Below are 20,070 nucleotides of genomic sequence, written 5' to 3'. Positions count from 1 at the left end.
CGACCAGCCACGGCGGTCCCGCGGACAGCAGACGAACGGCAGCATTCCAGGGCGGCGCCGAGCACGGCGAGGGACGCCGCCGTGCAGCCAAACCCCCACGTGCGGCAGAATCGGCGCGATGAGCACCTACCGCGACCTCGCACTCCCCAGGGCGCTCGGCTCCGCCAGAGCCGCGGGCGCCCCCATCGGCTCCCGCCGGGCCACCGTCCTGCGCACCGTGGGCACACGCGAGCGCCGTTCACACCTGACGGCGCCGCGCGTCCCCACCGTCGGCATCGACATCGGCGGTACGAAGGTGATGGCGGGAGTCGTCGACGCGGACGGCAACATCCTGGAGAAGGTCCGCACCGAGACCCCCGACAAGTCCAAGAGCCCCCGGGTCGTCGAGGACACCATCGTCGAGCTGGTCCTGGACCTCTCCGACCGGCACGACGTGCACGCGGTCGGCATCGGCGCGGCCGGCTGGGTCGACGCGGACCGCAACCGCGTCCTGTTCGCGCCCCACCTGTCGTGGCGCAACGAGCCCCTCCGGGACCGGATCTCCAGCCGCCTCGCAGTGCCGGTCCTGGTGGACAACGACGCCAACACCGCCGCCTGGGCCGAGTGGCGCTTCGGTGCCGGCCGCGGCGAGGACCACCTCGTCATGATCACGCTGGGCACCGGCATCGGCGGCGCGATCCTTGAGGACGGCCAGGTCAAGCGCGGCAAGTTCGGCGTCGCCGGCGAGTTCGGCCATATGCAGGTCGTGCCCGGCGGCCACCGCTGCCCCTGCGGCAACCGCGGCTGCTGGGAGCAGTACAGCTCCGGCAACGCGCTGGTCCGCGAGGCCCGCGAGCTCGCCGCCGCCGACTCCCCGGTGGCGTACGGGATCATCGAGCACGTCAAGGGCGACATCTCCGAGATCACCGGCCCGATGATCACCGAGCTGGCCCGCGAGGGCGACGCCATGTGCATCGAGCTCCTCCAGGACATCGGCCAGTGGCTCGGCGTCGGCATCGCCAACCTCGCCGCCGCCCTCGACCCCTCGTGCTTCGTCATCGGCGGCGGCGTCAGCGCGGCCGACGACCTGCTGATCGGCCCGGCCCGCGACGCCTTCCGACGGCATCTGACCGGCCGCGGCTACCGCCCCGAGGCCCGGATCGCCCGCGCCCAGCTCGGCCCCGAGGCGGGCATGGTCGGCGCCGCGGACCTCGCCCGGCTCGTCGCGCGCCGCTTCCGGCGCGCCAACCGGCGCCGGGTGGAGCGCTACGAGCGGTACGAGCGCTACGCCGAGTCGCGCCGCTCCGCACAGGACTCGCTGTGACGGCCTCGCTGCCGCGCCAGGCCTCGCCCCCGGACGAGCCACCGCGGCCGGCCGAGGACCGCGGCCACATGATCCGCCGCCGCTCCCTGACCCTGCTGATCATCGTGCTGCTCATCGGTGTCCCGGCCGGCTACCTGGTGATCTCCGCCAACCAGAGCCGCGACAGCGGCAAGGACAAGGAGGAGAAGTACTCGGCGACCGGCCTCACCCCGGGCTGGCCCTCACGAGTCCAGCGCCGCCTCTACCGGATCCCCATCCCGGGGTCCTCGGCCGAGGTCGCGTACTACGAGACGAACAACTGGAAGACCAGCCGCCTCTACGTCCAGTTCCTCACCAGCGACGAGGGCCTCGACAAGTTCCTCAAGACCATCGGCACCAGCCGTGCCGCCCTGAAGAAGAACGACGTCGCCATCGGTGCGCGCGACCGGCGGGTCGTCGGCTGGGAGTTCACCGGACCGGGCCCCTGGTCGGGTCTCACCCACGCGCAGAAGAATCCGACGCCCACCCAGGACATCGTCGTGGACTGGTCGAAGCCCGGCCACCCCATGGTCTACGTGGTCTCCAGAACGACACCCTGACCCGCCCCGCTCCGCCGCCGGGCCGCGTTGTCAGACCCGGCCCGTAGAGTCGAAGACGGGTGATCCGACGAGGGCGGGTCGTCGAGTCGGACCGGGGCGAGGGAGGTGGCCGGGAGCATGAGCGTGGGGGAGATGCGTGCCGCTGTCGGCACCGAGCCCGAGGTGTCCGTGCGGCTGGCCGCCGTCTTCCTGCCCGCCGCCCTGCCGCGCGACGGCAGGATCGCCTTCTGGGACCCGGACGGGGACGCACCGTTGCTGGGCCCGGACACCGAGCTCACGGTCGCACGGAGGCACGGCGCGGGCGTCCGAAGGGGATCGGTGCCCGCGCTGACGTTGCCGGTCGTCGAGGCGCTGCCGCTGCTCGTGCGGGCCCGGCGGGACCCCGCCGCACATCCCGCCACGGCCTGCTGGGGCGCCGCCGCACTGCACGCCCTGCGCCTCGTCGCGCGCGGTCGGCTGCTGCCCGGCCTGACGCCCGACGGATACGACGCGTGGCGAGCAGGCCCCCTGGACCCGGACGACATCGCCCACCTGAGGGCGGTGGCCGCCTCCCTTCCGTACGAGGGACACGCCGTACCCCTGCCGGGCCGGGGCCCACTCCAGTTGCCCGACCGGGAAGCGCTGATGCGCGCCTTCGTGGACGCGGTCGCCGACGCACTGCCCCGCACCGCGGCCGCGCCGTACGCCACCGGGAAGCCCTTCGCGGCCGCCGGGCCCCAGCGGCTGCCGGGCGCCCAGGACTGGGCGGCGGAGGTCGCCGCGGGCATGGACGCGGGGGTACGGATCTCGCTGCGCCTGGACCTGTCCGCGTACGAGCTCTTCGACGACAGCGAGGACGCGCGGCGCGCGGGCGCGGCCGTCGTCCAGGTGCACAGCCTCGCCGACCCCACCCTCGTGGTCGACGCCGCGGCCCTGTGGGCGGGCGCAGCCGACACGGCGTTCGGACCGCGTGCCCGAGTCGACGCCGCTCTGGCCGTGCGCCGCGCGGCCCGAGTCTGGCCGCCCCTGGACCGGCTGTCCGGACAGGACGTGCCGGACGTACTGGCGCTGTCCGAGGACGAGTTGTCGGACCTGCTCGGTGTCGCCGCGACCCGCCTGGGCGCGGCCGGGGTCGCCGTGCACTGGCCCCGCGACCTCGCCCAGGACCTGAGCGCGGCGGCGGTCGTCCGCCCCGCGCCGGGCTCGGCCACGGACGGCACGGGCTTCTTCGAGAGCGAGGAACTGCTCCAGTTCCGCTGGCAGTTGGCGCTCGGCGGCGACCCGCTCTCCGAGGCAGAGATGGACCAGCTCGCCGAGGCACACCGCCCTGTCGTGCGGCTGCGGGACCAGTGGGTGCTCGTCGACCCGGCCCTCGTCCGCAAGGCGCGCAAGCGCGAACTGGGGCTGCTCGACCCGGTGGACGCCCTCTCCGTGGCCCTCACCGGCACCGCGGAGGTCGACGGCGAGACGGTCGAGGCGGTGCCGGTCGGCGCGCTGGCCGCACTGCGCGACCGGCTGACCGCCGGACTGCGGCCCGCCGAACCGCCGCCCGGCCTGAAGGCCACCCTCCGGGACTACCAACTCCGCGGACTGGCCTGGCTCGACCTCATGACCTCGCTCGGCCTCGGCGGCTGCCTCGCCGACGACATGGGCCTCGGTAAGACCGTCACCCTCATCGCCCTCCACCTGAAGCGGGCGCGCCCCGAGCCGACCCTCGTCGTCTGCCCCGCCTCGCTGCTCGGCAACTGGCAGCGGGAGATCGAGCGGTTCGCGCCGGGCGTGCCCGTGCGCCGCTACCACGGTCCTGGCCGATCCCTGGAGTCCCTGGAAAACACGGACGGCGGGTTCGTCCTCACCACCTACGGGACGATGCGGTCGACGGCACCGCAGCTCTCCCGGCAGAAGTGGGGCATGGTCGTCGCGGACGAGGCCCAGCACGTCAAGAACCCGTACTCGGCGACGGCCAAGGCCCTGCGGACGATCGGCGCACCGGCCAGGGTCGCCCTGAGCGGCACCCCCGTGGAGAACAACCTCTCCGAACTGTGGGCCCTGCTCGACTGGACGACTCCGGGACTGCTCGGCCCGCTGAAGTCCTTCCGCGCCCGGCACGCGCGCGCGGTGGAGAACGGCGAGGACGAGGAGGCCGTGACCCGCCTCGCCCGGCTGATCCGGCCCTTCCTCCTCCGCCGCAAGAAGTCCGACCCCGGCATCGTCCCCGAACTGCCTCCCAAGACGGAGACGGACCACCCCGTCCCCCTCACCCGCGAACAGGCCTCCCTGTACGAAGCCGTGGTCCGCGAGTCGATGCTGGCGATCGAGACCACCGACGGCATCGCCCGGCGCGGCCTGGTCCTCAAGCTCCTCACCGCGCTCAAGCAGATCTGCGACCATCCCGCGCTGTATCTGAAGGAGGACACCGGCGGCCACCCCGGCGGCGGAGGCGCCTCCCGCCAGGCCGCCCGCTCCGGCAAACTCGCCCTCCTGGACGAGCTGTTGGACACGCTGCTCGCCGAGGACGGCTCGGCGATCGTCTTCACGCAGTACGTGGGCATGGCCAAGCTGATCACCCACCACCTCGCGGCCCGCGCGGTCCCCGTCGAGCTCCTTCACGGGGGTACGCCGGTGGCCGAGCGCGAGCACATGGTCGACCGCTTCCAGAGCGGAGCGACGCCGGTCCTGGTCCTCTCCCTCAGGGCCGCCGGCACGGGCCTCAACCTCACGCGCGCGGGCCATGTCGTCCACTTCGACCGCTGGTGGAACCCCGCCGTGGAGGAGCAGGCCACCGACCGCGCCTACCGCATCGGCCAGACCCAGCCCGTCCAGGTCCACCGCCTCATCACCGAGGGCACCGTCGAGGACCGCATCGCCGAGATGCTCGCCTCCAAGCGGGCGCTGGCCGACGCGATCCTCGGCTCCGGCGAGGCATCCCTGACGGAACTGACCGACCGTGAACTGTCCGACCTGGTCTCGCTGAGGAGGTCGGCGTGATGTCTTCGACGGATGGGCTGGATCGGCCGGATGGGCCGGATGGGCTGGATCGGCCGGATGGGTTGGATCGGCCGGATCGGCCGGATCAGCCGGAACTGAGGGATCGGCCGGATGAGGGGGAACAGCTGGATCAGCCGGAACCGGGGGGCTCGTCCGGCACCGAGGCGTCTCCGGCCGGTGAGACGTCCTCGGCCGGTGAGACGCCCCCGGCGGGTGAAGCACCGGTTGGTGAGGCCCGGCCCGCCGACGCCGCTCGGCGTGCCTTGCGGGCGGCGCGGCGGGGGGATGGCGGAGGACCGGCGGCCGGCGCGGGGGAGGGGCACCCCACGAAGGCGGAGGCGCGCCCGGCTGGGCCCAGAAGGGCAACGGGAGCCGCCGAGGGGACCGCATCGCCGGGTCCCCGGCCCGGTGACAAGGCACGCGAGGCGCTGCGGCGGGCGGCTGCGGCCGGTCGCACGGGTGGCGCTACTGCCCCGCGGGCGGAGGAGGCGCAGGGGGCACAGGGTAAGCAGGTTGCGCCAGGCGTACAGGGGACGCAGGGTAAGCAGGCTGCGCCAGGCGCACAGGGGACGCAGGGCAGGCAAGTTGCGCCAGGCGTACAGGGGGCAGAGGGCAGGCAGGCTGCGCCAGGTGGGCAGGGGGCGCTGGGCAGGCAGGCTGCGCCAGGCGGGCAAGGGACGCCAGGCGTGCAGGCGACGCCAGGCGCACAGGGGGAGCCGGGCATTCAGCCGGCCTGGCCCTCGAATGTGCAAGGGACACCGGACGCGCATGGGGCATCGGACGCGCATGGGGCGCCGGACGCCGGTGGCGGCGAGGGTTCCGAGTCGGACGTCGAGCCGTCGGCGCCCGGGCGATCCGACGCGGCTTCCGGAACCCCGCGACCCGGTGACGTGGCCCGCGAGGCGTTGCGTGCCGCGAGGATTCAGGCGGAGCGGGAGCGAACTGCCGCCCGGGACAAGGGAGTCGAGGCCCGGCGGCGGCGGGGCGGCGCCGAGTCCAGCACTTCCACGCCCCGTCCGACCATGGCGAACCGCCGCGCCGCGGCACAGGTCCGGGAGCTGGCCGACCGGTTGGGCGACGCCTTCGACCTGACGGCCCGGCTGGAGAGGGAGTCCGAAGACCCACCGATGCGACCCGGCGCCGCGCCGGGCAGCACGTCTCCAGCGGCGGTTCCCGCCCCCGAAGACCAGCCTCGGAGTCGGCCCGCCGGTCGGCCGACTCCGGCCGTCACAGGGCCCATGGGCACGGACGCCGACGCCGTGCCGCCCGACACCGCCCAGGCCGCTGCTGACGACCAGCCGCCGTCCACCGAGCCGGAGCCGGAGCAGAAGCCGGGGCCAGGGCTCGGGCTGGAGCCGAGGCCGGAGCCCGAGCGCGGGCCGGCGTCTGCGCCCGCACCCACCTCCGACGCGGCAGCAGCACCCGGCGGCGGTTCGATCGCCGACGCCGTGCGGGCCGCGATGGCCAAGGCAGCCCGCGGCTCTCACGTCGAGCCCGACCCCCGCACCACCCAGGCACCCCACCCCGGCGTCGCCCCCACCCCCACCACCTACTCCGATGCCACCCCCGGCCCCGCCGCCCCTCACCCCACGCCCGCCCAGCTCCCCATCGCAGCGCCCGCGCGCTCGATGGCAGCCCCGGGCCGTGACGGCGAGCTGCGGCGGACCTTTCCCGCGCTGCCCGCGCGGCCGCAGGGTGCGGACGGGTTCGCCGAGACGTGGTGGGGGAACGCCTGGGTGGCCGCGTTGGAGGAGACGGCGTTGGACGCGGCGCGGCTCGGGCGGGGGAAGGCGTACGCGCGGGCGGGGCACGTGGACGCCATCACCGTCACGCCCGGGCTCGTACTCGCGTACGTGCACGGCAGCCGACCGCGGCCGTACCGCGTGCAGATCCGGATGCGTACGCTCTCGGACGACGACTGGGAGCGGTTCCTCGATGCCGCGGCCGAACGGCCGGGGCACATCGCGGCGTTGCTCGACAAGGACCTGCCCCAGTCGCTCGCCGACAGCGGGGTGGGCCTGCTTCCCGGCCCAGGTGACCTGGTACCGCAGTGCAGTTGCCCCGACTCCGGCCACCCCTGCAAACACGCGGCCGCGCTCTGCTACCAGACGGCACGGCTGCTGGACGAAGACCCCTTCGTCCTCCTCCTGTCACGAGGCCGGGGCGAACGCGAGCTGCTGGACGCGCTGTCCCGCCGCAGCGCCACCCTGGCGGCACGCTCGGCCCGCGCCGAGCGGGAACCGGCACTGCCCGGCGTACGGGCCACCGACGCCCTCGCGCTCCGGACGCTGCCGCCGCTCCCGGCCCCGCTGCCGCCGCCCGCGCACCCCGAGCAGCCCCCGGCCTACCCGGCATCGCCCGGCGGCCCGGACCCGTTCGCGCTGGACCAGTTGGCCACCGACGCGGCGGCCCGCGCGCACGCGTTGCTCACGACGGGCCGGGACCCCGTGGCGGAGCTGACCCTCTGGCAGGACGCCGTCCGCCTCGCGGCCACCCGACCCGGATCCGGTCTCACCGCCACGACCCGCTCCCTGTACGCATCCCTGGCGACCGCTGCCGGCCGCACCCCGGCGGACCTGGCGCGGGCGGTCGCCGCCTGGCGTCAGGGCGGACTGGAAGGGCTCGCCGTTCTCGAAGAGCCCTGGGACCCGCCGGCGGGCCGTTTCGACCGGGCCCGCCCGCTCCTCCTGGCCGCGGATTTCCCAGCCTTTCGCCCCTGGCACAACCACCTCACCCACCCCCGCGGCCACATACAGCTCCGGCTGGGCCACGACGGCCTCTGGTACGCCTACGAGTCGGAACCGGGCCACGACGACTGGTGGCCCAGGGGCACCCCCGACCTCGACCCGGTCGGCGCCCTCACGGGCCTGGGCTCCCCCACCGACCTGTGAGCGCGACCCGTTCGCCCGCCGCCAACTTTTTTCCGAGGCCCCGGAGGGCGGTAACGCTCCGCTGACCTGCCCTCCGGCCCGCCGCGCGGCATGTGGCGGCTCCGTGCAGGCCGCGTGGACAAATCGGGCTCGTTTCCGTGACCACAGGTGTGGAAGCTAGCGTGGAGCGGTGAGTGAGATGAAGTCCCCAGCCCTCCAGTACCGCTTCGACGGCCCCGAAGACGCCCCCGTGCTCATCCTCGGTCCCTCGCTCGGTACGACCTGGCATATGTGGGACCGGCAGGTCCCGGAGCTGGCCAAGCAATGGCGGGTCTTCCGCTTCGACCTGCCGGGCCACGGCGGCGCGCCCGCCTACCCGGCCGGTTCCGTCACCGAGCTCGCCGAGCGGCTGCTCGTCACGCTCGACGGGCTCGGCGTCCAGCGGTTCGGGTACGCGGGCTGTGCGCTCGGCGGTGCCATCGGAGCCGAACTGGCGCTGCGCCACCCGGAGCGCCTCGCCTCGCTCACGCTGATCGCGGCCTCACCGCGCTTCGGCACGGCCGACGAGTTCCGGCAGCGCGGCGTGATCGTACGGTCGAACGGCCTGGACCCGATCGCGCGGACGTCCCCGGAGCGCTGGTTCACCCAGGGCTTCGCCGCGGCGCAGCCCGCGATCACCGAGTGGGCCGTGCAGATGGTGCGCACCACGGACCCGGGCTGCTACATCGCCGCGTGCGAGGCGCTCGCCTCGTTCGACATCCATGCCGAGCTGGGCCGGATCGGGGTGCCGACACTCGTCCTGGTCGGCTCCGACGACCAGGTCACCGGCCCCGCCGAGGCCCGCACCCTGGTAGCCGGAATACCGGACGCCCGCCTCGCCGTCGTACCCGGCGCCTCGCACCTGGTCCCCGTGGAGCAGCCCGCCGCGGTCACGGACCTTCTCGTACGGCACTTCTCCACCGCGTGGCAGCAGCCCGCTTACGACTCGTCCACCGGTCAGATGGCGGTCGAGGTGCCGCAGGCGAGCCCGGTCGTGGCCGCGCCGCAGCAGATGTCGCCGGTCGCCGAGATCGCCCCCGCCGTGCAGCCCGAGGCGGTCCTGGGCAGACCCGACCCGTACGACGCGGGCATCAAGGTCCGTCGCGAGGTGCTGGGGGACGCGCACGTCGACCGCGCGCTGGCCCAGGCCGACGAGTTCTCCGGGGACTTCCAGGAGTTCATCACCCGCTACGCGTGGGGCGAGATCTGGGACCGGCCCGGCCTCGACCGGCGCTCGCGCAGCTGTGTCACGCTCACCGCCCTGGTCGCGGGCGGCCACCTCGACGAACTCGCCTTCCACACCCGGGCCGCCCTGCGCAACGGCCTCACCCCGGTCGAGATCAAGGAGGTGCTCCTCCAGGCGGCCGTCTACTGCGGCGTACCGGCCGCGAACAGCGCCTTCAAGGTGGCCCAGCAGGTCATCCGCGAGGAGACCACCCCGCAGGAGTGAGCACGAGGAGCGAGCCCTCAAAGCCGGCCTCCAAAGCCAGCCTCCAAAGCCAGCCTCCAAAGCCGGCCTCCAATGTCGGCGCCAGAAACCGGCGCCAGGAGTGGAGCGCCCGGGATGAGAAGCAGGTGTGAGAACCCGCAGGCGCGCCTCCTGGAGTGAGCCCGCGCCCCCGCCCGGAGGCAGGATGGGAACCATGAAGCTCACCAAGAAGTCGCACGCCTGCGTCCGCCTGGAAAAGGACGGCCGCACGCTCGTCATCGATCCCGGCGTCTTCAGCGAAGAGGACGCCGCGGTCGGCGTGGACGCGGTCCTCATCACGCACGAGCACCCCGACCACTTCAGCGAGGGGCACCTGCGCGCCGGTCTGGAGGCCAACCCGGAGGCGGAGATCTGGACCCTGAAGTCCGTCGCCGACCAGCTCTCGGCCGCGTTCCCGGGCCGCGTCCACACCGTCGGCCACGGCGACACCTTCACCGCCGCGGGCTTCGACGTACAGGTCCACGGCGAACTGCACGCCGTGATCCACCCGGACATCCCGCGCATCACGAACGTCGGCTACCTCGTCGACGGCGGCCGCGTCTTCCACCCCGGCGACGCCCTCACCGTCCCCGACCACCCCGTCGAGACGCTGATGCTCCCCGTCATGGCCCCCTGGAGCAAGATCTCCGAGGTCATCGACTACGTCCGCGAGGTCAAGCCGCAGCGCGCGTACGACATCCACGACGCCCTGCTGACCGACCTCGCGCGTCCCATCTACGATCGCCAGATCGGCGCCCTGGGCGGCTCCGAGCACCTGCGGCTGGCACCGGGGGAGACCGCCGACCTCTGAGTGTCAGAGGTGCCCGGTAAGTTGTGGGCATGCGTATCGCCACCTGGAACGTGAACTCGATCACCGCCCGTCTCCCGAGGCTGCTGGCCTGGCTGGAGAGCAGCGGCACGGACGTGCTGTGCCTCCAGGAGGCCAAGGTCGCCGCCGAGAAGTTCCCGGTCACCGAGCTGCGCGAGCTGGGCTACGAGGCGGCGGTCCACGCGACCGGCCGGTGGAACGGCGTGGCGGTGATCTCCCGCGTAGGCCTCGAAGACGTCGTCAAGGGCCTGCCCGGCGACCCCGGCTACGACGGCGCCGCGGAGCCCCGAGCCATCTCCGCGACCTGCGGCCCGGTCCGCGTCTGGTCGGTCTACGTGCCGAACGGCCGCGAGGTGGACCACGCCCACTACGCGTACAAACTCCAGTGGTTCGAGGCCCTGAAGGCAGCAGTCGCGGGCGACGCGACCGGCAGCCGCCCGTTCGCGGTGCTGGGCGACTACAACGTGGCCCCGACGGACGACGACGTCTTCGACGTGGCCGCCTTCGAGGGCCTCACCCACGTCACCCCGGCCGAGCGCGCCGCCCTCGCCTCACTGCGCGAGGCCGGCCTCTCGGACGTCGTCCCGCGCCCCCTCAAGTACGACCACCCGTACACGTACTGGGACTACCGCCAGCTCGCCTTCCCCAAGAACCGCGGCATGCGCATCGACCTCGTCTACGGCAACGAGCCGTTCGCCAAGGCCGTCACCGACTCCTACGTGGACCGGGAGGAACGCAAGGGCAAGGGCGCCTCGGACCACGCCCCGGTGGTGGTCGACCTGGACGTGTAGCTCCTTCAGGGCGCGGGGAACTGCGCGACCAGCCACGGCGGCCCGCAGCTCAGGTACGACCCACCGCGAAGCGCCCCGCCCCGTACTTACAGCAGCCTCAGGTCCACAGACTCCGCGAGCGCAGCCAACCCCGCATCCCCCGGATGCAGATGATCCCCGCTGTCATAGGCGGGAAGCATCCGCGCAGGACGCTCCGGGTCCCGCAACACCGCATCGAAGTCGAGCACCCCGTCGAACCCGGACCCGCCCCCGCCCCGGATCCACTGGTTCACGGCAACCCGCTGGGCGTCAGCCGCAGCCGTACACCGCGCCTCCCCCTCGCAGGGCGCGATCGTCGCGACCAACACCCGCAGCCCACGCCCCCGCGCCCGCTCGGCGATCTCCCGCAGCCCGGCCACGACCTGCTCCGCACTCGCTCCCCAGCGGACGTCGTTGACCCCCTGGAAGACGACGACGGTACGCGCCGACGTCTGGGCGAGGACATCCCGGTCCAGGCGGTGCAGCGCGCTCACACCACCCGTGTCCGTGGAGACACCGTCGCCGGTGTAGCGGTCGCTCACCACACGGTTCGCCGAGATCCCATGGTTGAGGACCCCATAGCGCGGGACCCCACTCTGGTTCAGCAGCCGCCCGGCGAGCACATTGGGCCAGCGCCGGTTCGCGTCCCGCGTCGACTTCTCGCCGTCCGTGATCGAGTCGCCGAGCAGCACGACGGATCCGGGCCCGCCGCCCACGTCGACACCGGTCAGCAGCGGCCAGTTGGTGATCGTCGAGGTGTACGCGTCCGGGGCGCCGTCGCCGGCATGGTCGCCCGGCGCGCTGACGTACGACGTCTGGACGGCCAGGCTGTGCACGGGTGCCGCCGTCACCGTCCCGGGCAGATGGAAGCTCACGAGCAGATTGGCGTCCGCGGGCACGTCGAAGTCCAGCGGATCGCTGAACGCCTGTGCTCCCGCCGGGATCTCGGTGCCCGTCGCGCCCCGGAACGACAGCGGCACGGGCGCACCGCGCGGACTCGCGCCGGACGCCTGCACCGCCACCGTCGCGCTGCCGATCCGTACGGGCGTGGTGGCGAAGGTGTTGTCGAGCCGGATCCGTACCCGCGGCCCGCCCGCCGAGGTGTGCACCACGAGCCGCAGCGTCCGGTCCGTCCACGGCCCGACCGCCGGGTAGCCGGAGGCCGAGGCGGCCCAACTCCCGGCCCAGCCACGGGAGTCGGCGCGCACCGAGAGTGCGAACACATGGAGGTCTGTGTTGCGCGGCAGCTCCACCGACGCCACCTCGTGCCCCTGGACGAGCGGCACGGTCACGACGTACAGCCGTGCCTTCTCGGCGAGTTGACCGCCGGGTGTGTTGATGTGCGGCAGGGCCACGGCCTTGGTGGCGAGCGGGCCGCCGCGCCAGTCGGACGCGGTCAGCCGGTACGAGGAGCGCGAGCCGTTTGTATACCGCACCACCCCCGTACCGCTCTCCTCGCCGCCCCCCGTGCCCGCGACGAGGAAGGCGAGCGCGTCACCGCGGCCGCCGACCCGTACGGACTGGCCGTCGGCGCGTACGTTGTCGGGCTCGCCCGCGGCTCGGCGGGGCCAGGCCAGCCGGGCGCCCTGGACCGTCAGTGAGCGCCCGGGCGTCCAGCCCGCGGCGGTCAGGTCCTGCGCCGACAGGGAGCCGCCCGAGCCGTCGAAGTCCGCCTCACGGGGCCGTGCGTCGTCGCTGACCGCGGTGTTGTCGAAGTGCCGCTCCAGCGGCAGCGTCCGCTCCTTGGCGGGCACCGCGGCCGCCTCGGACACCGCGGGCGACTCGGCCGTGGCGGCCGTCGCGGTCGTCGCAGGAACTGTCACCACCGCCGAGAGCAGAGCGAGAACGACGGTCGTACCCCAGACACGTCGGCGCACACCGACTCCTCCCACTTACGACTCACGGACCAACGGCTCACGAACCGTTCGGGCACGGTTCACGGACGAGGTGACAGGTGCACCGTGAAGCTAAGGAGGCGGCAGGGACTCGTCAATGATCCGGGCGCGAACTCGGCGCGAACTCCCTGGGAACAGGCGTTCCGCGTGCCCTGTGGTGCGCCGGGCGACAGAGATGACAGGCTGGGTGTATGAACATCCCTTTCCTGGGCAACTGGCGCAAGAGGCGGGGCCCTGCCGGAGGAGTCGCGGTCTTCTCCGACAGTGAGAGCGACCGCGAGGGGGTGGCCGAACTGCTGTCCGAGTGCGAACTGCTGCGCTCCCAGGCTCATCAGGCGGGGGTCGAACTCGACGACTCCGCGGCCTCGTTGGAGGCGCTGGACCAGTTGGTGCCGCGCTGGCGGGACGACGAGGAGAGCCTGCCCTGGCTGGGCAACGACGCCGGCCTCTATCTCGGCACGGTCATCGTGCGCACGGTCCCCGGCGCGGTCTGGGACATCTGGCCGGGCGGCCAGCCGGTCGTACGACTGGCCTCCGGCCGTGAGTTCGACGTGGTCGCCGTCGGTCACGAGTGGGCAGCCAGTGGTGCTCCCGAACTCTCCCAGCTGTACGCCGAGGTCGCGGAGGCGTAAGGTTCTGGCCCTGGCTGGCGCCTTAAATACGGCTAATGCCCGAAAAGTGCGTGTCGGGTATTAACTCCACTCTTGTGTGGATAGCTTGCGGGAATCGCGACACAGCTGAGAGTGGGTAGGGCTGAGGATGGCCGTCGATCCGTTGATCGAGCTGCGTGACGTCAACAAGTACTTCGGGGAACTGCATGTCCTCCAGGACATCAACCTCACCGTCGGCAAGGGGGAGGTGGTCGTGGTCATCGGCCCTTCGGGGTCGGGGAAGTCGACTCTGTGCAGGGCCATCAACAGGCTGGAGACGATCCGTTCGGGGGAGATCAGGCTCGACGGGAAGCTGCTGCCGGAGGAGGGCAAGGATCTCGCCATGCTCCGCGCCGAGGTCGGGATGGTCTTCCAGGCGTTCAACCTCTTCGCGCACAAGACGGTCCTGCAGAACGTCTCGCTCGGTCAGATCAAGGTCCGCGGCCGCAAGAAGGCCGATGCCGACAAACGCTCGCTCGAACTCCTGGACCGCGTGGGCCTCGTCTCGCAGGCCCCGAAGTACCCTGCCCAGCTTTCCGGCGGCCAGCAGCAGCGCGTGGCCATCGCCCGTGCCCTCGCCATGGACCCCAAGGCGCTCCTCTTCGACGAGCCGACCTCGGCACTCGACCCGGAGATGATCAACGAGGTCCTGGAGGTGATGCAGCAGCTCGCGCGCGAGGGCATGACCATGGTGGTCGTCACCCACGAGATGGGCTTCGCCCGCTCGGCCGCGAACCGTGTCGTCTTCATGTCCGACGGCCGCATCGTCGAGGACCGCACCCCCGAGGAGTTCTTCACCAACCCGCGCAGCGACCGCGCCAAGGACTTCCTGTCGAAGATCCTCAAGCACTGAGCGGGGGGAGCGAGATCATGATCACACTCCCGCCGCCACTCCCGTTCCCATCCCAACTCCACGCCCACGGAACGGAGTTGATTCCGCTGCCCGGCTCCACCGCCGAGTCCCTCCGGGCCGACGGGCCGACCGCATCGAACCTCGACTACGATATGCCGTTCACTGCCGTGGTGATGGGGACAGAGGCCGTGGACACCACCCCGGCCGAACCAGGGACGCTGCTGCCGGGCACGCGGTAGCGAGGGGCAATGGCCCGCCCGGCAGCAGCCGGAGATCACTGCTCGCGCAGCGGTACCGACACGTACGACTGGTCGGCCGCGGGCGAGGAGAAGGTCAGCTGCGCGCCGGTCGGGTTGTGCTCGATGTAGAGCGGGTCCACCGTGTCGACCACTAGGGCGAGTCGATGCCCTGCCGGGACGTCGTAGGCCGTGGAGAACAACTCCAGGTCGACGCCGAACGGCTTGCCGGGCGTCTGCCCGTGGAAGGTGTACGGCGCGTTGCTGACCAGCTTGCCGAGGCCGAGCGGGCCCACGTCGTAGAGGTACGCGACGAGGGTGCCGCTCTCCTTGGTGCTCGTGAGGGTTGTGTGCAATTTCGTGGTGCCGCGCACCCGTTGGGCGCTCGCGTACTTCTCCGACTGCCAGACAGCCGCGTACCGGCGCGGCAGCAGCGGGATCGACGCCACCGGCGGCAGCTGTGCGAGCTGGTCGAGGATGCTGGAGAGGAAGATGATCCCGCCGTCCGCGCCCGAGTTGACGTTCGCGCGGATCGTGGTGGAGCCCGCGAGGGCGATCTTCTTGCGTGTCGCGCCGACCGACTTCCAGTCCGGGTAGCCCTCGTAGCCGCCGGTGGAACGGGACTTGAGCTGTACCGGCTGCTCGCGGTCTATGCCGTTGTCCACGCCCTTGAGGTAGTGGTCGAACCAGCGGCTCGTGTCCGTCCACACATCGTTCGGGAGTCCGAAGAGGCCGGTCACCTCGGCGGTGGCGTGGTCGCCCGGCCGGTACTCCAGCCGCTTCGGGACGGTCAACCGCTCGTAGAACTCGGCGTATTGGTTGGGCGGGAAGATCGTGTCCCCCCAGCCGTTGGCGAGCAGGACCGCCGCGCCGTTCTTGTTGAGCTGGTCGACATAGGTCGAGGGGGAACGTTTCTTCCCCCAGGCGATCAGCTCCTGCTCCTTGGAGAGGTTGGAGGCGAAGAAGTCCTTGAAGATCTGCTGGAGTTCGGCGCTGGGGCGGCCGGTGATCTGTCCGGCGCCGTTCAGCAGGGCGGCGGCCTGGGAGTGCTGGGTGCGGCCCGAGTAGATCGAGTCGATGAGGTCGGCCCAGCCGCTGAGGGACGCGACGGCCTTGACGCGCTTGTCGTGCGCGGCGGCGAGCAGGCTGATGCCGGCGCCGTACGAGACGCCCGCCATGCCGATGTTCCGGGCGTCGGACGGGGTGTTGGCGAGGGCCCAGTCGATGACCTTCGACGCGTCGGCTATGTCGGGTGGACCCGCTACTTCTATCTCTCCGCCCGACTGCCAGAAGCCGCGGACGTTGTAACTGACCACCACATAGCCGGAGTCGGCGAGTTTCTGGGCCTGGGCGAGGTACTCGACCTGGGGCAGGCCCCAGCTCGTGGGCAGCACGATGAGCGGGTAGGCGCGGGAGGCGTCGGCGTTCGCGGGCATGACGACGTTGGCCTTGAGGACGGTGCCGCCGTCCCCGGTGATGTCGACGAACCGGACGGCGGCGGGCGCCGCCTGCGCGGCGGGGGCGAGCCCGAGAGCCGTGCCGGCGATCAGCGTCGCCGAGACGACACCTACGGCGGTGGTACGCAGGGCCTTGCGCGGGTGTCCCACAGGTCACTCCTCACACGTGTAAGTGCCAAAGTGACCCGACGGTAACCTCGTTGGCTTACCGCAAGTAACCCGTCGGTAAGTTACGCGCGAGTAACGATTGTTGAAATGTGTTGAAACCTAGGAGGCGCGGTGGCTGCTCCGTGCGGGAACCGCAGGCAGTGCGGTCTGTGAGGCGCGAGTGACGTCCGCGACGAGCTCGACCACATCCGGCCCATACGCCTGGGAGTTCACGACCTTCAGGAGGATCACGAAGGAGTTGTTGCCGTGTTTGCGCGCCAGCCGTTCGTGGTTGCGGGCGACATAGCGGGTCGCGGCCTGGTTGGTGATCGCGCGCTGGCCGCAGAAGAGGAACACGGGCCGTGCCGTGTTGCCCGCCGTGAGTCGGGCGAGGATCACGTACTCGCCCTTGCCGGGCTCCAGCCGGTAGCGCTCGCTGCCTATCTGGAACGCGCCGCGGTCCGGGCCCGGTTCGGGGTCGACGTTGACGCGGATGCCCGGAAGCAGCGAGTGCAGATGCGCGGCCATGCGCCGGTTCGACGACGGCCCGCCCACGCAGAACTCCGTGCGCTCCCCGAAGCCCTGCTGCGCCGCGTCGTGCGCGATCACCTGGGCGTGGGCGCCGCAGTCCTTGATCAGGGCGGAGAGTTCGAGCAGCGCGAAGACGTCATGGCGCATCACCGAGAGTTCCGGGCCGCCGGCCTCGCGGTTGACCACCAGGAGCGACTCGGAGTTGTCGGGCAGGCCGAAGAAGGCCTGCTTGCGGCGCAGCTTGCGCTTCCACAGGTACGTACGGGCGAGCCAGCCCAGCGCGGCGCTGAGGCCGGCCGCGACCACGCCGAGGACGATGTTGCGCACGTCGTCATTCATGGGCGCGCATGCTAGCGGGCACCTGCACCGGTGTTCGAGAGGGACCTGACGCGGCCATGCCGAGGAAGTTACGCTGCGCAGACGGTCGTTTACTGGAGGTACGGATGGGGCGCTCGGGCGCGCGGAGTCTGGCTGTGGTGGCGGTTTCGGCCGCGGTGATGTCGGTGGGGGCGGCACCCCCCTCCTCAGGATCTTCCGGGGGCTCGGGTCCGGCCGAGAAGGTGCCGGTCGCCGTCGGGTACGGCGGGGCCGTCGCGAGCGTGGACGCGGACGCCTCGGCCGCCGGGATCGAGATCCTCCGCAAGGGCGGCAACGCGGTGGACGCGGCCGTCGCCACGGCGGCCGCCCTCGGCGTCACCGAGCCGTACTCTTCGGGCATCGGCGGGGGCGGCTACTTCGTCTACTACGACGCCAAGTCCCGTACGGTGCGGACGATCGACGGCCGTGAGACGGCACCCCTGACGGCCGACTCGGGGCTCTTCCTGGAGAACGGGCAGCCGATTCCGTTCGCCGACGCCGTGACCAGCGGTCTGGGCGTGGGCACGCCTGGGACGCCCGCCACCTGGCAGAAGGCGCTGGACAGCTGGGGCAGCAAGCGGCTCGGATCGCTGCTGAAGCCCGCGGAGCGGCTCGCGCGCGACGGGTTCACCGTCGACGCCACGTTCCGCTCGCAGACCCAGTCCAACGAGGCGCGGTTCCGGAACTTCCCCGACACGGCCGAGCTGTTCCTGCCGGGCGGTGCGCTGCCGGTGGTCGGCTCGACGTTCAAGAACCCCGATCTGGCCCGTACGTACGAGGAGTTGGGCCGCAAGGGCGTCGGTGCGCTCTATCGCGGGGAACTGGCCAAGGACATCGTCGCCACGGTGAACAAGCCGCCGGTGGACCCGGCCTCCGGCTACCACGCGCGCCCCGGCCAGCTGTCCCTGAAGGACCTGGCGAAGTACGAGGCGAAGCGGCAGGCGCCCACGAAGACCTCGTACCGCGGATTGAACGTCTACTCGATCGCGCCCTCGTCCTCCGGTGGCACCACGGTCGGTGAGGCCCTCAACATCCTTGAGAACACCGACCTTTCGAAGGCAACGGACGTCCAGTACCTGCACCGCTTCATCGAGGCGAGCCGGATCGCCTTCGCGGACCGGGGGCGCTGGGTGGGCGACCCGGCCTTCGAGGACGTACCGACGAAGGAACTCCTCTCGCAGAAGTACGCCGACTCGCGCGAGTGCCTCATCAAGGACGACGCGGTGCTGACGAGCCCGCTGGCGCCCGGCGATCCGCGCGATCCGGCGGCGTGCGCGGCCGGTGGCACGGCCGCGCCGACGACGTACGAGGGCGAGAACACGACGCATCTGACGGCGGCCGACAAGTGGGGCAACGTCGTCGCGTACACCCTCACCATCGAGCAGACCGGCGGCAGCGGGATCACCGTCCCCGACCGGGGCTTCATCCTCAACAACGAGCTGACGGACTTCTCCTTCGCACCGGCGAGCCCGGCCGTGCACGACCCGAACCTGCCCGGTCCTGGCAAGCGCCCGCGCTCGTCGATCTCGCCGACGATCGTCCTCGACGCTCACGCCAAGCCGGTGGTGGCGCTGGGCTCGCCCGGCGGCGCGACCATCGTCACGACGGTCCTCCAAACGCTGACCGGGTTCGTCGACCGGGGCCTCCCGCTCGTCGACGCGATCGCCGCCCCGCGTGCCAGCCAGCGCAACCAGACGACCACCGAGCTCGAACCGGGCCTGTGGAACAGCCAGTTGAGGACCCAGTTGGAGTCGCTGGGCCACGGCTTCCGGCAGAACCCGGAGATCGGCGCGGCGACCGGCGTCCAACGCCTCCCGAACGGCAAGTGGCTGGCGGCGGCCGAGACCGTACGCCGGGGCGGCGGGTCGGCGATGGTGGTGCGGCCGGCGCCGTAGGCAGCGGGCCGTCACATCCGTGAGAGCTCGGCAAGAGGGCGGCAGGAGGGCGGCAGCGGGTCAGCCGGTCAGCGGGCTGTCAGGATGCGCGGCCCCGCGTCCGTGATGGCCACCGTGTGTTCCGCGTGGGCCGCCCGGGTGCCGTCGTTCGTGCGGAGGGTCCAGCCGTCGGCGGCCGCGTGGTACTCGTCGGTGCCGCCGGCGATGAGCATCGGCTCGATGGCGAGGGCCATGCCGTGCCGGAGGGGCAGGCCGCGGCCGGGCCGCCCCTCGTTCGGGACGGGCGGGTCCTCGTGCATACGGCGGCCTATGCCGTGGCCGCCGAAGCCGTCCGGAATGCCGTACCCCGCCGAGCGGCACACCGTGCCGATCGCGTGCGCGATGTCGCCGATGCGGTTGCCGACGACGGCCGCCTCGATGCCCGCCGCGAGGGCCCGCTCGGCGGTCTCGACGAGGTGCAGGTCGGCGGGACGCGGTGTGCCGACCACGAAGCTGATCGCCGAGTCGCCCACCCAGCCGCCGAGCTCGGCGCCGAAGTCGATCGAGACCAGGTCGCCGTCGCGCAGCCGGTAGCCGGTCGGGATGCCGTGCACGATCGCGTCGTTCACGGAGGCGCAGATGACAGCAGGGAAGGGCACGGGAGCGAACGAGGGCCGATAGCCGAGGAAGGGTGAGCCCGCGCCCGCGTCCCGCAGGACCTGGTGGGCGACCTCGTCCAGTTCCAGGAGCGAGACGCCCACGCCGGCGGCCTCCCGCACCGCCGTGAGGGCCCGTGCCACGACCTGGCCCGCTTCGTACATCGCGTCGATAGACGTGTCCGTCTTCAGTTCCACCATGCCAATTACTATACCGGTCGAGGTGTGTGCGGTGGCCTCCGCCCGCCTATTCAAATAACGGTCGCCGGTACTAGGGTGGGCGCATGGTGCGAACCCCGCTGACCCCCGAAGAGCATGAACGCGGCGAGCGGCTCGGCAGGCTGCTGCGTGAGGCCCGCGGTGGCCGCAGCATGGTGGAGATCGCCGCGAGTGCGGGCATCTCCGCCGAGACCCTCCGCAAGATCGAGACCGGCCGCGCGCCGACCCCGGCCTTCTTCACGGTGGCGGCGCTGGCGCGGGTGCTGGGTCTCTCGATGGACGAGATCGCAGGCAGTTGTGCACTCGCTCCGGCGTGATGCGCGGGTGACACC

The 20,070-nt window shown here is 72.1% G+C and carries 16 protein-coding genes; 12 read left to right on the top strand and 4 right to left on the bottom strand.

The window, feature by feature from the left end:
* Positions 1-118 precede the first annotated feature (118 nt).
* From ACZ5VQ_RS10390 to ACZ5VQ_RS10360, 7 genes are all read left to right on the top strand, one after another.
* Positions 119-1,303 carry an ROK family glucokinase gene (locus tag ACZ5VQ_RS10390; RefSeq protein WP_362084647.1) on the top strand — a complete coding sequence of 395 codons (1,185 nt, stop codon included), beginning with the start codon at positions 119-121 and terminating at the stop codon, positions 1,301-1,303.
* Positions 1,300-1,881 carry a sugar kinase gene (locus ACZ5VQ_RS10385; RefSeq protein ID WP_362084650.1) on the top strand — a complete coding sequence of 194 codons (582 nt, stop codon included), beginning with the start codon at positions 1,300-1,302 and terminating at the stop codon, positions 1,879-1,881. The genes ACZ5VQ_RS10390 and ACZ5VQ_RS10385 overlap by 4 nt, the downstream gene beginning before the upstream one ends.
* 117 nt (positions 1,882-1,998) lie before the next feature.
* Complete coding sequence (locus tag ACZ5VQ_RS10380; protein WP_469104518.1) at positions 1,999-4,848, top strand: DEAD/DEAH box helicase; 2,850 nt, start codon at positions 1,999-2,001, stop codon at positions 4,846-4,848.
* Positions 4,849-5,870: 1,022 nt separating this feature from the next.
* A complete protein-coding gene (locus tag ACZ5VQ_RS10375) occupies positions 5,871-7,739 on the top strand; it encodes an SWIM zinc finger family protein (protein WP_469104517.1) in 1,869 nt (622 codons plus the stop codon).
* Positions 7,740-7,917: 178 nt separating this feature from the next.
* Entirely contained in the window at positions 7,918-9,207 is a 1,290-nt protein-coding gene (gene pcaDC / locus ACZ5VQ_RS10370) for a bifunctional 3-oxoadipate enol-lactonase/4-carboxymuconolactone decarboxylase PcaDC (protein WP_469104596.1), read from the top strand.
* A gap of 193 nt (positions 9,208-9,400) precedes the next feature.
* A complete protein-coding gene (locus ACZ5VQ_RS10365) occupies positions 9,401-10,036 on the top strand; it encodes an MBL fold metallo-hydrolase (protein WP_469104516.1) in 636 nt (211 codons plus the stop codon).
* Positions 10,037-10,065: 29 nt separating this feature from the next.
* Positions 10,066-10,845, top strand: coding sequence for an exodeoxyribonuclease III (locus ACZ5VQ_RS10360; RefSeq protein WP_362084662.1), 780 nt, complete (start codon positions 10,066-10,068; stop codon positions 10,843-10,845).
* 86 nt (positions 10,846-10,931) lie between these two features.
* On the opposite strand, the gene ACZ5VQ_RS10355 is transcribed toward ACZ5VQ_RS10360, so the two are convergent.
* The gene (locus ACZ5VQ_RS10355) at positions 10,932-12,740 is read right to left on the bottom strand and encodes an SGNH/GDSL hydrolase family protein (RefSeq protein WP_469104515.1); all 1,809 of its coding nucleotides are present in this window, start codon (positions 12,738-12,740) and stop codon (positions 10,932-10,934) included.
* 209 nt (positions 12,741-12,949) lie between these two features.
* Between ACZ5VQ_RS10355 and ACZ5VQ_RS10350 the strand changes: the two genes are divergently transcribed.
* From ACZ5VQ_RS10350 to ACZ5VQ_RS10340, 3 genes are all read left to right on the top strand, one after another.
* Entirely contained in the window at positions 12,950-13,390 is a 441-nt protein-coding gene (locus tag ACZ5VQ_RS10350; RefSeq protein WP_362084667.1) for a DUF6278 family protein, read from the top strand.
* Positions 13,391-13,517: 127 nt separating this feature from the next.
* Complete coding sequence (locus tag ACZ5VQ_RS10345) at positions 13,518-14,261, top strand: amino acid ABC transporter ATP-binding protein (RefSeq protein ID WP_469104514.1); 744 nt, start codon at positions 13,518-13,520, stop codon at positions 14,259-14,261.
* Between the two features lie 17 nt (positions 14,262-14,278).
* The gene (locus tag ACZ5VQ_RS10340; RefSeq protein ID WP_362084670.1) at positions 14,279-14,500 is read left to right on the top strand and encodes a hypothetical protein; all 222 of its coding nucleotides are present in this window, start codon (positions 14,279-14,281) and stop codon (positions 14,498-14,500) included.
* A 35-nt stretch (positions 14,501-14,535) separates the two neighbouring features.
* Here ACZ5VQ_RS10340 and ACZ5VQ_RS10335 read toward each other — a convergent pair whose 3' ends face one another.
* Positions 14,536-16,104 carry a CocE/NonD family hydrolase gene (locus ACZ5VQ_RS10335; protein WP_469104513.1) on the bottom strand — a complete coding sequence of 523 codons (1,569 nt, stop codon included), beginning with the start codon at positions 16,102-16,104 and terminating at the stop codon, positions 14,536-14,538.
* Positions 16,105-16,221: 117 nt separating this feature from the next.
* A complete protein-coding gene (locus tag ACZ5VQ_RS10330) occupies positions 16,222-16,971 on the bottom strand; it encodes a hypothetical protein (RefSeq protein WP_469104512.1) in 750 nt (249 codons plus the stop codon).
* A gap of 104 nt (positions 16,972-17,075) precedes the next feature.
* Between ACZ5VQ_RS10330 and ggt the strand changes: the two genes are divergently transcribed.
* Positions 17,076-18,884, top strand: a complete 1,809-nt coding sequence (gene ggt / locus ACZ5VQ_RS10325; RefSeq protein ID WP_469104511.1) for a gamma-glutamyltransferase — start codon at positions 17,076-17,078, stop codon at positions 18,882-18,884.
* A 68-nt stretch (positions 18,885-18,952) separates the two neighbouring features.
* On the opposite strand, the gene map is transcribed toward ggt, so the two are convergent.
* Positions 18,953-19,720 (bottom strand): type I methionyl aminopeptidase, encoded by a 768-nt coding sequence (gene map / locus ACZ5VQ_RS10320; RefSeq protein WP_384089603.1) that lies wholly within the window; start codon positions 19,718-19,720, stop codon positions 18,953-18,955.
* Between the two features lie 83 nt (positions 19,721-19,803).
* Between map and ACZ5VQ_RS10315 the strand changes: the two genes are divergently transcribed.
* Positions 19,804-20,055, top strand: a complete 252-nt coding sequence (locus ACZ5VQ_RS10315; RefSeq protein ID WP_469104510.1) for a helix-turn-helix domain-containing protein — start codon at positions 19,804-19,806, stop codon at positions 20,053-20,055.
* Positions 20,056-20,070: the final 15 nt, after the last annotated feature.

The organism is Streptomyces sp. NPDC033178, from assembly GCF_055577685.1.
This window is presented reverse-complemented; position numbering and strand designations above follow the sequence as displayed.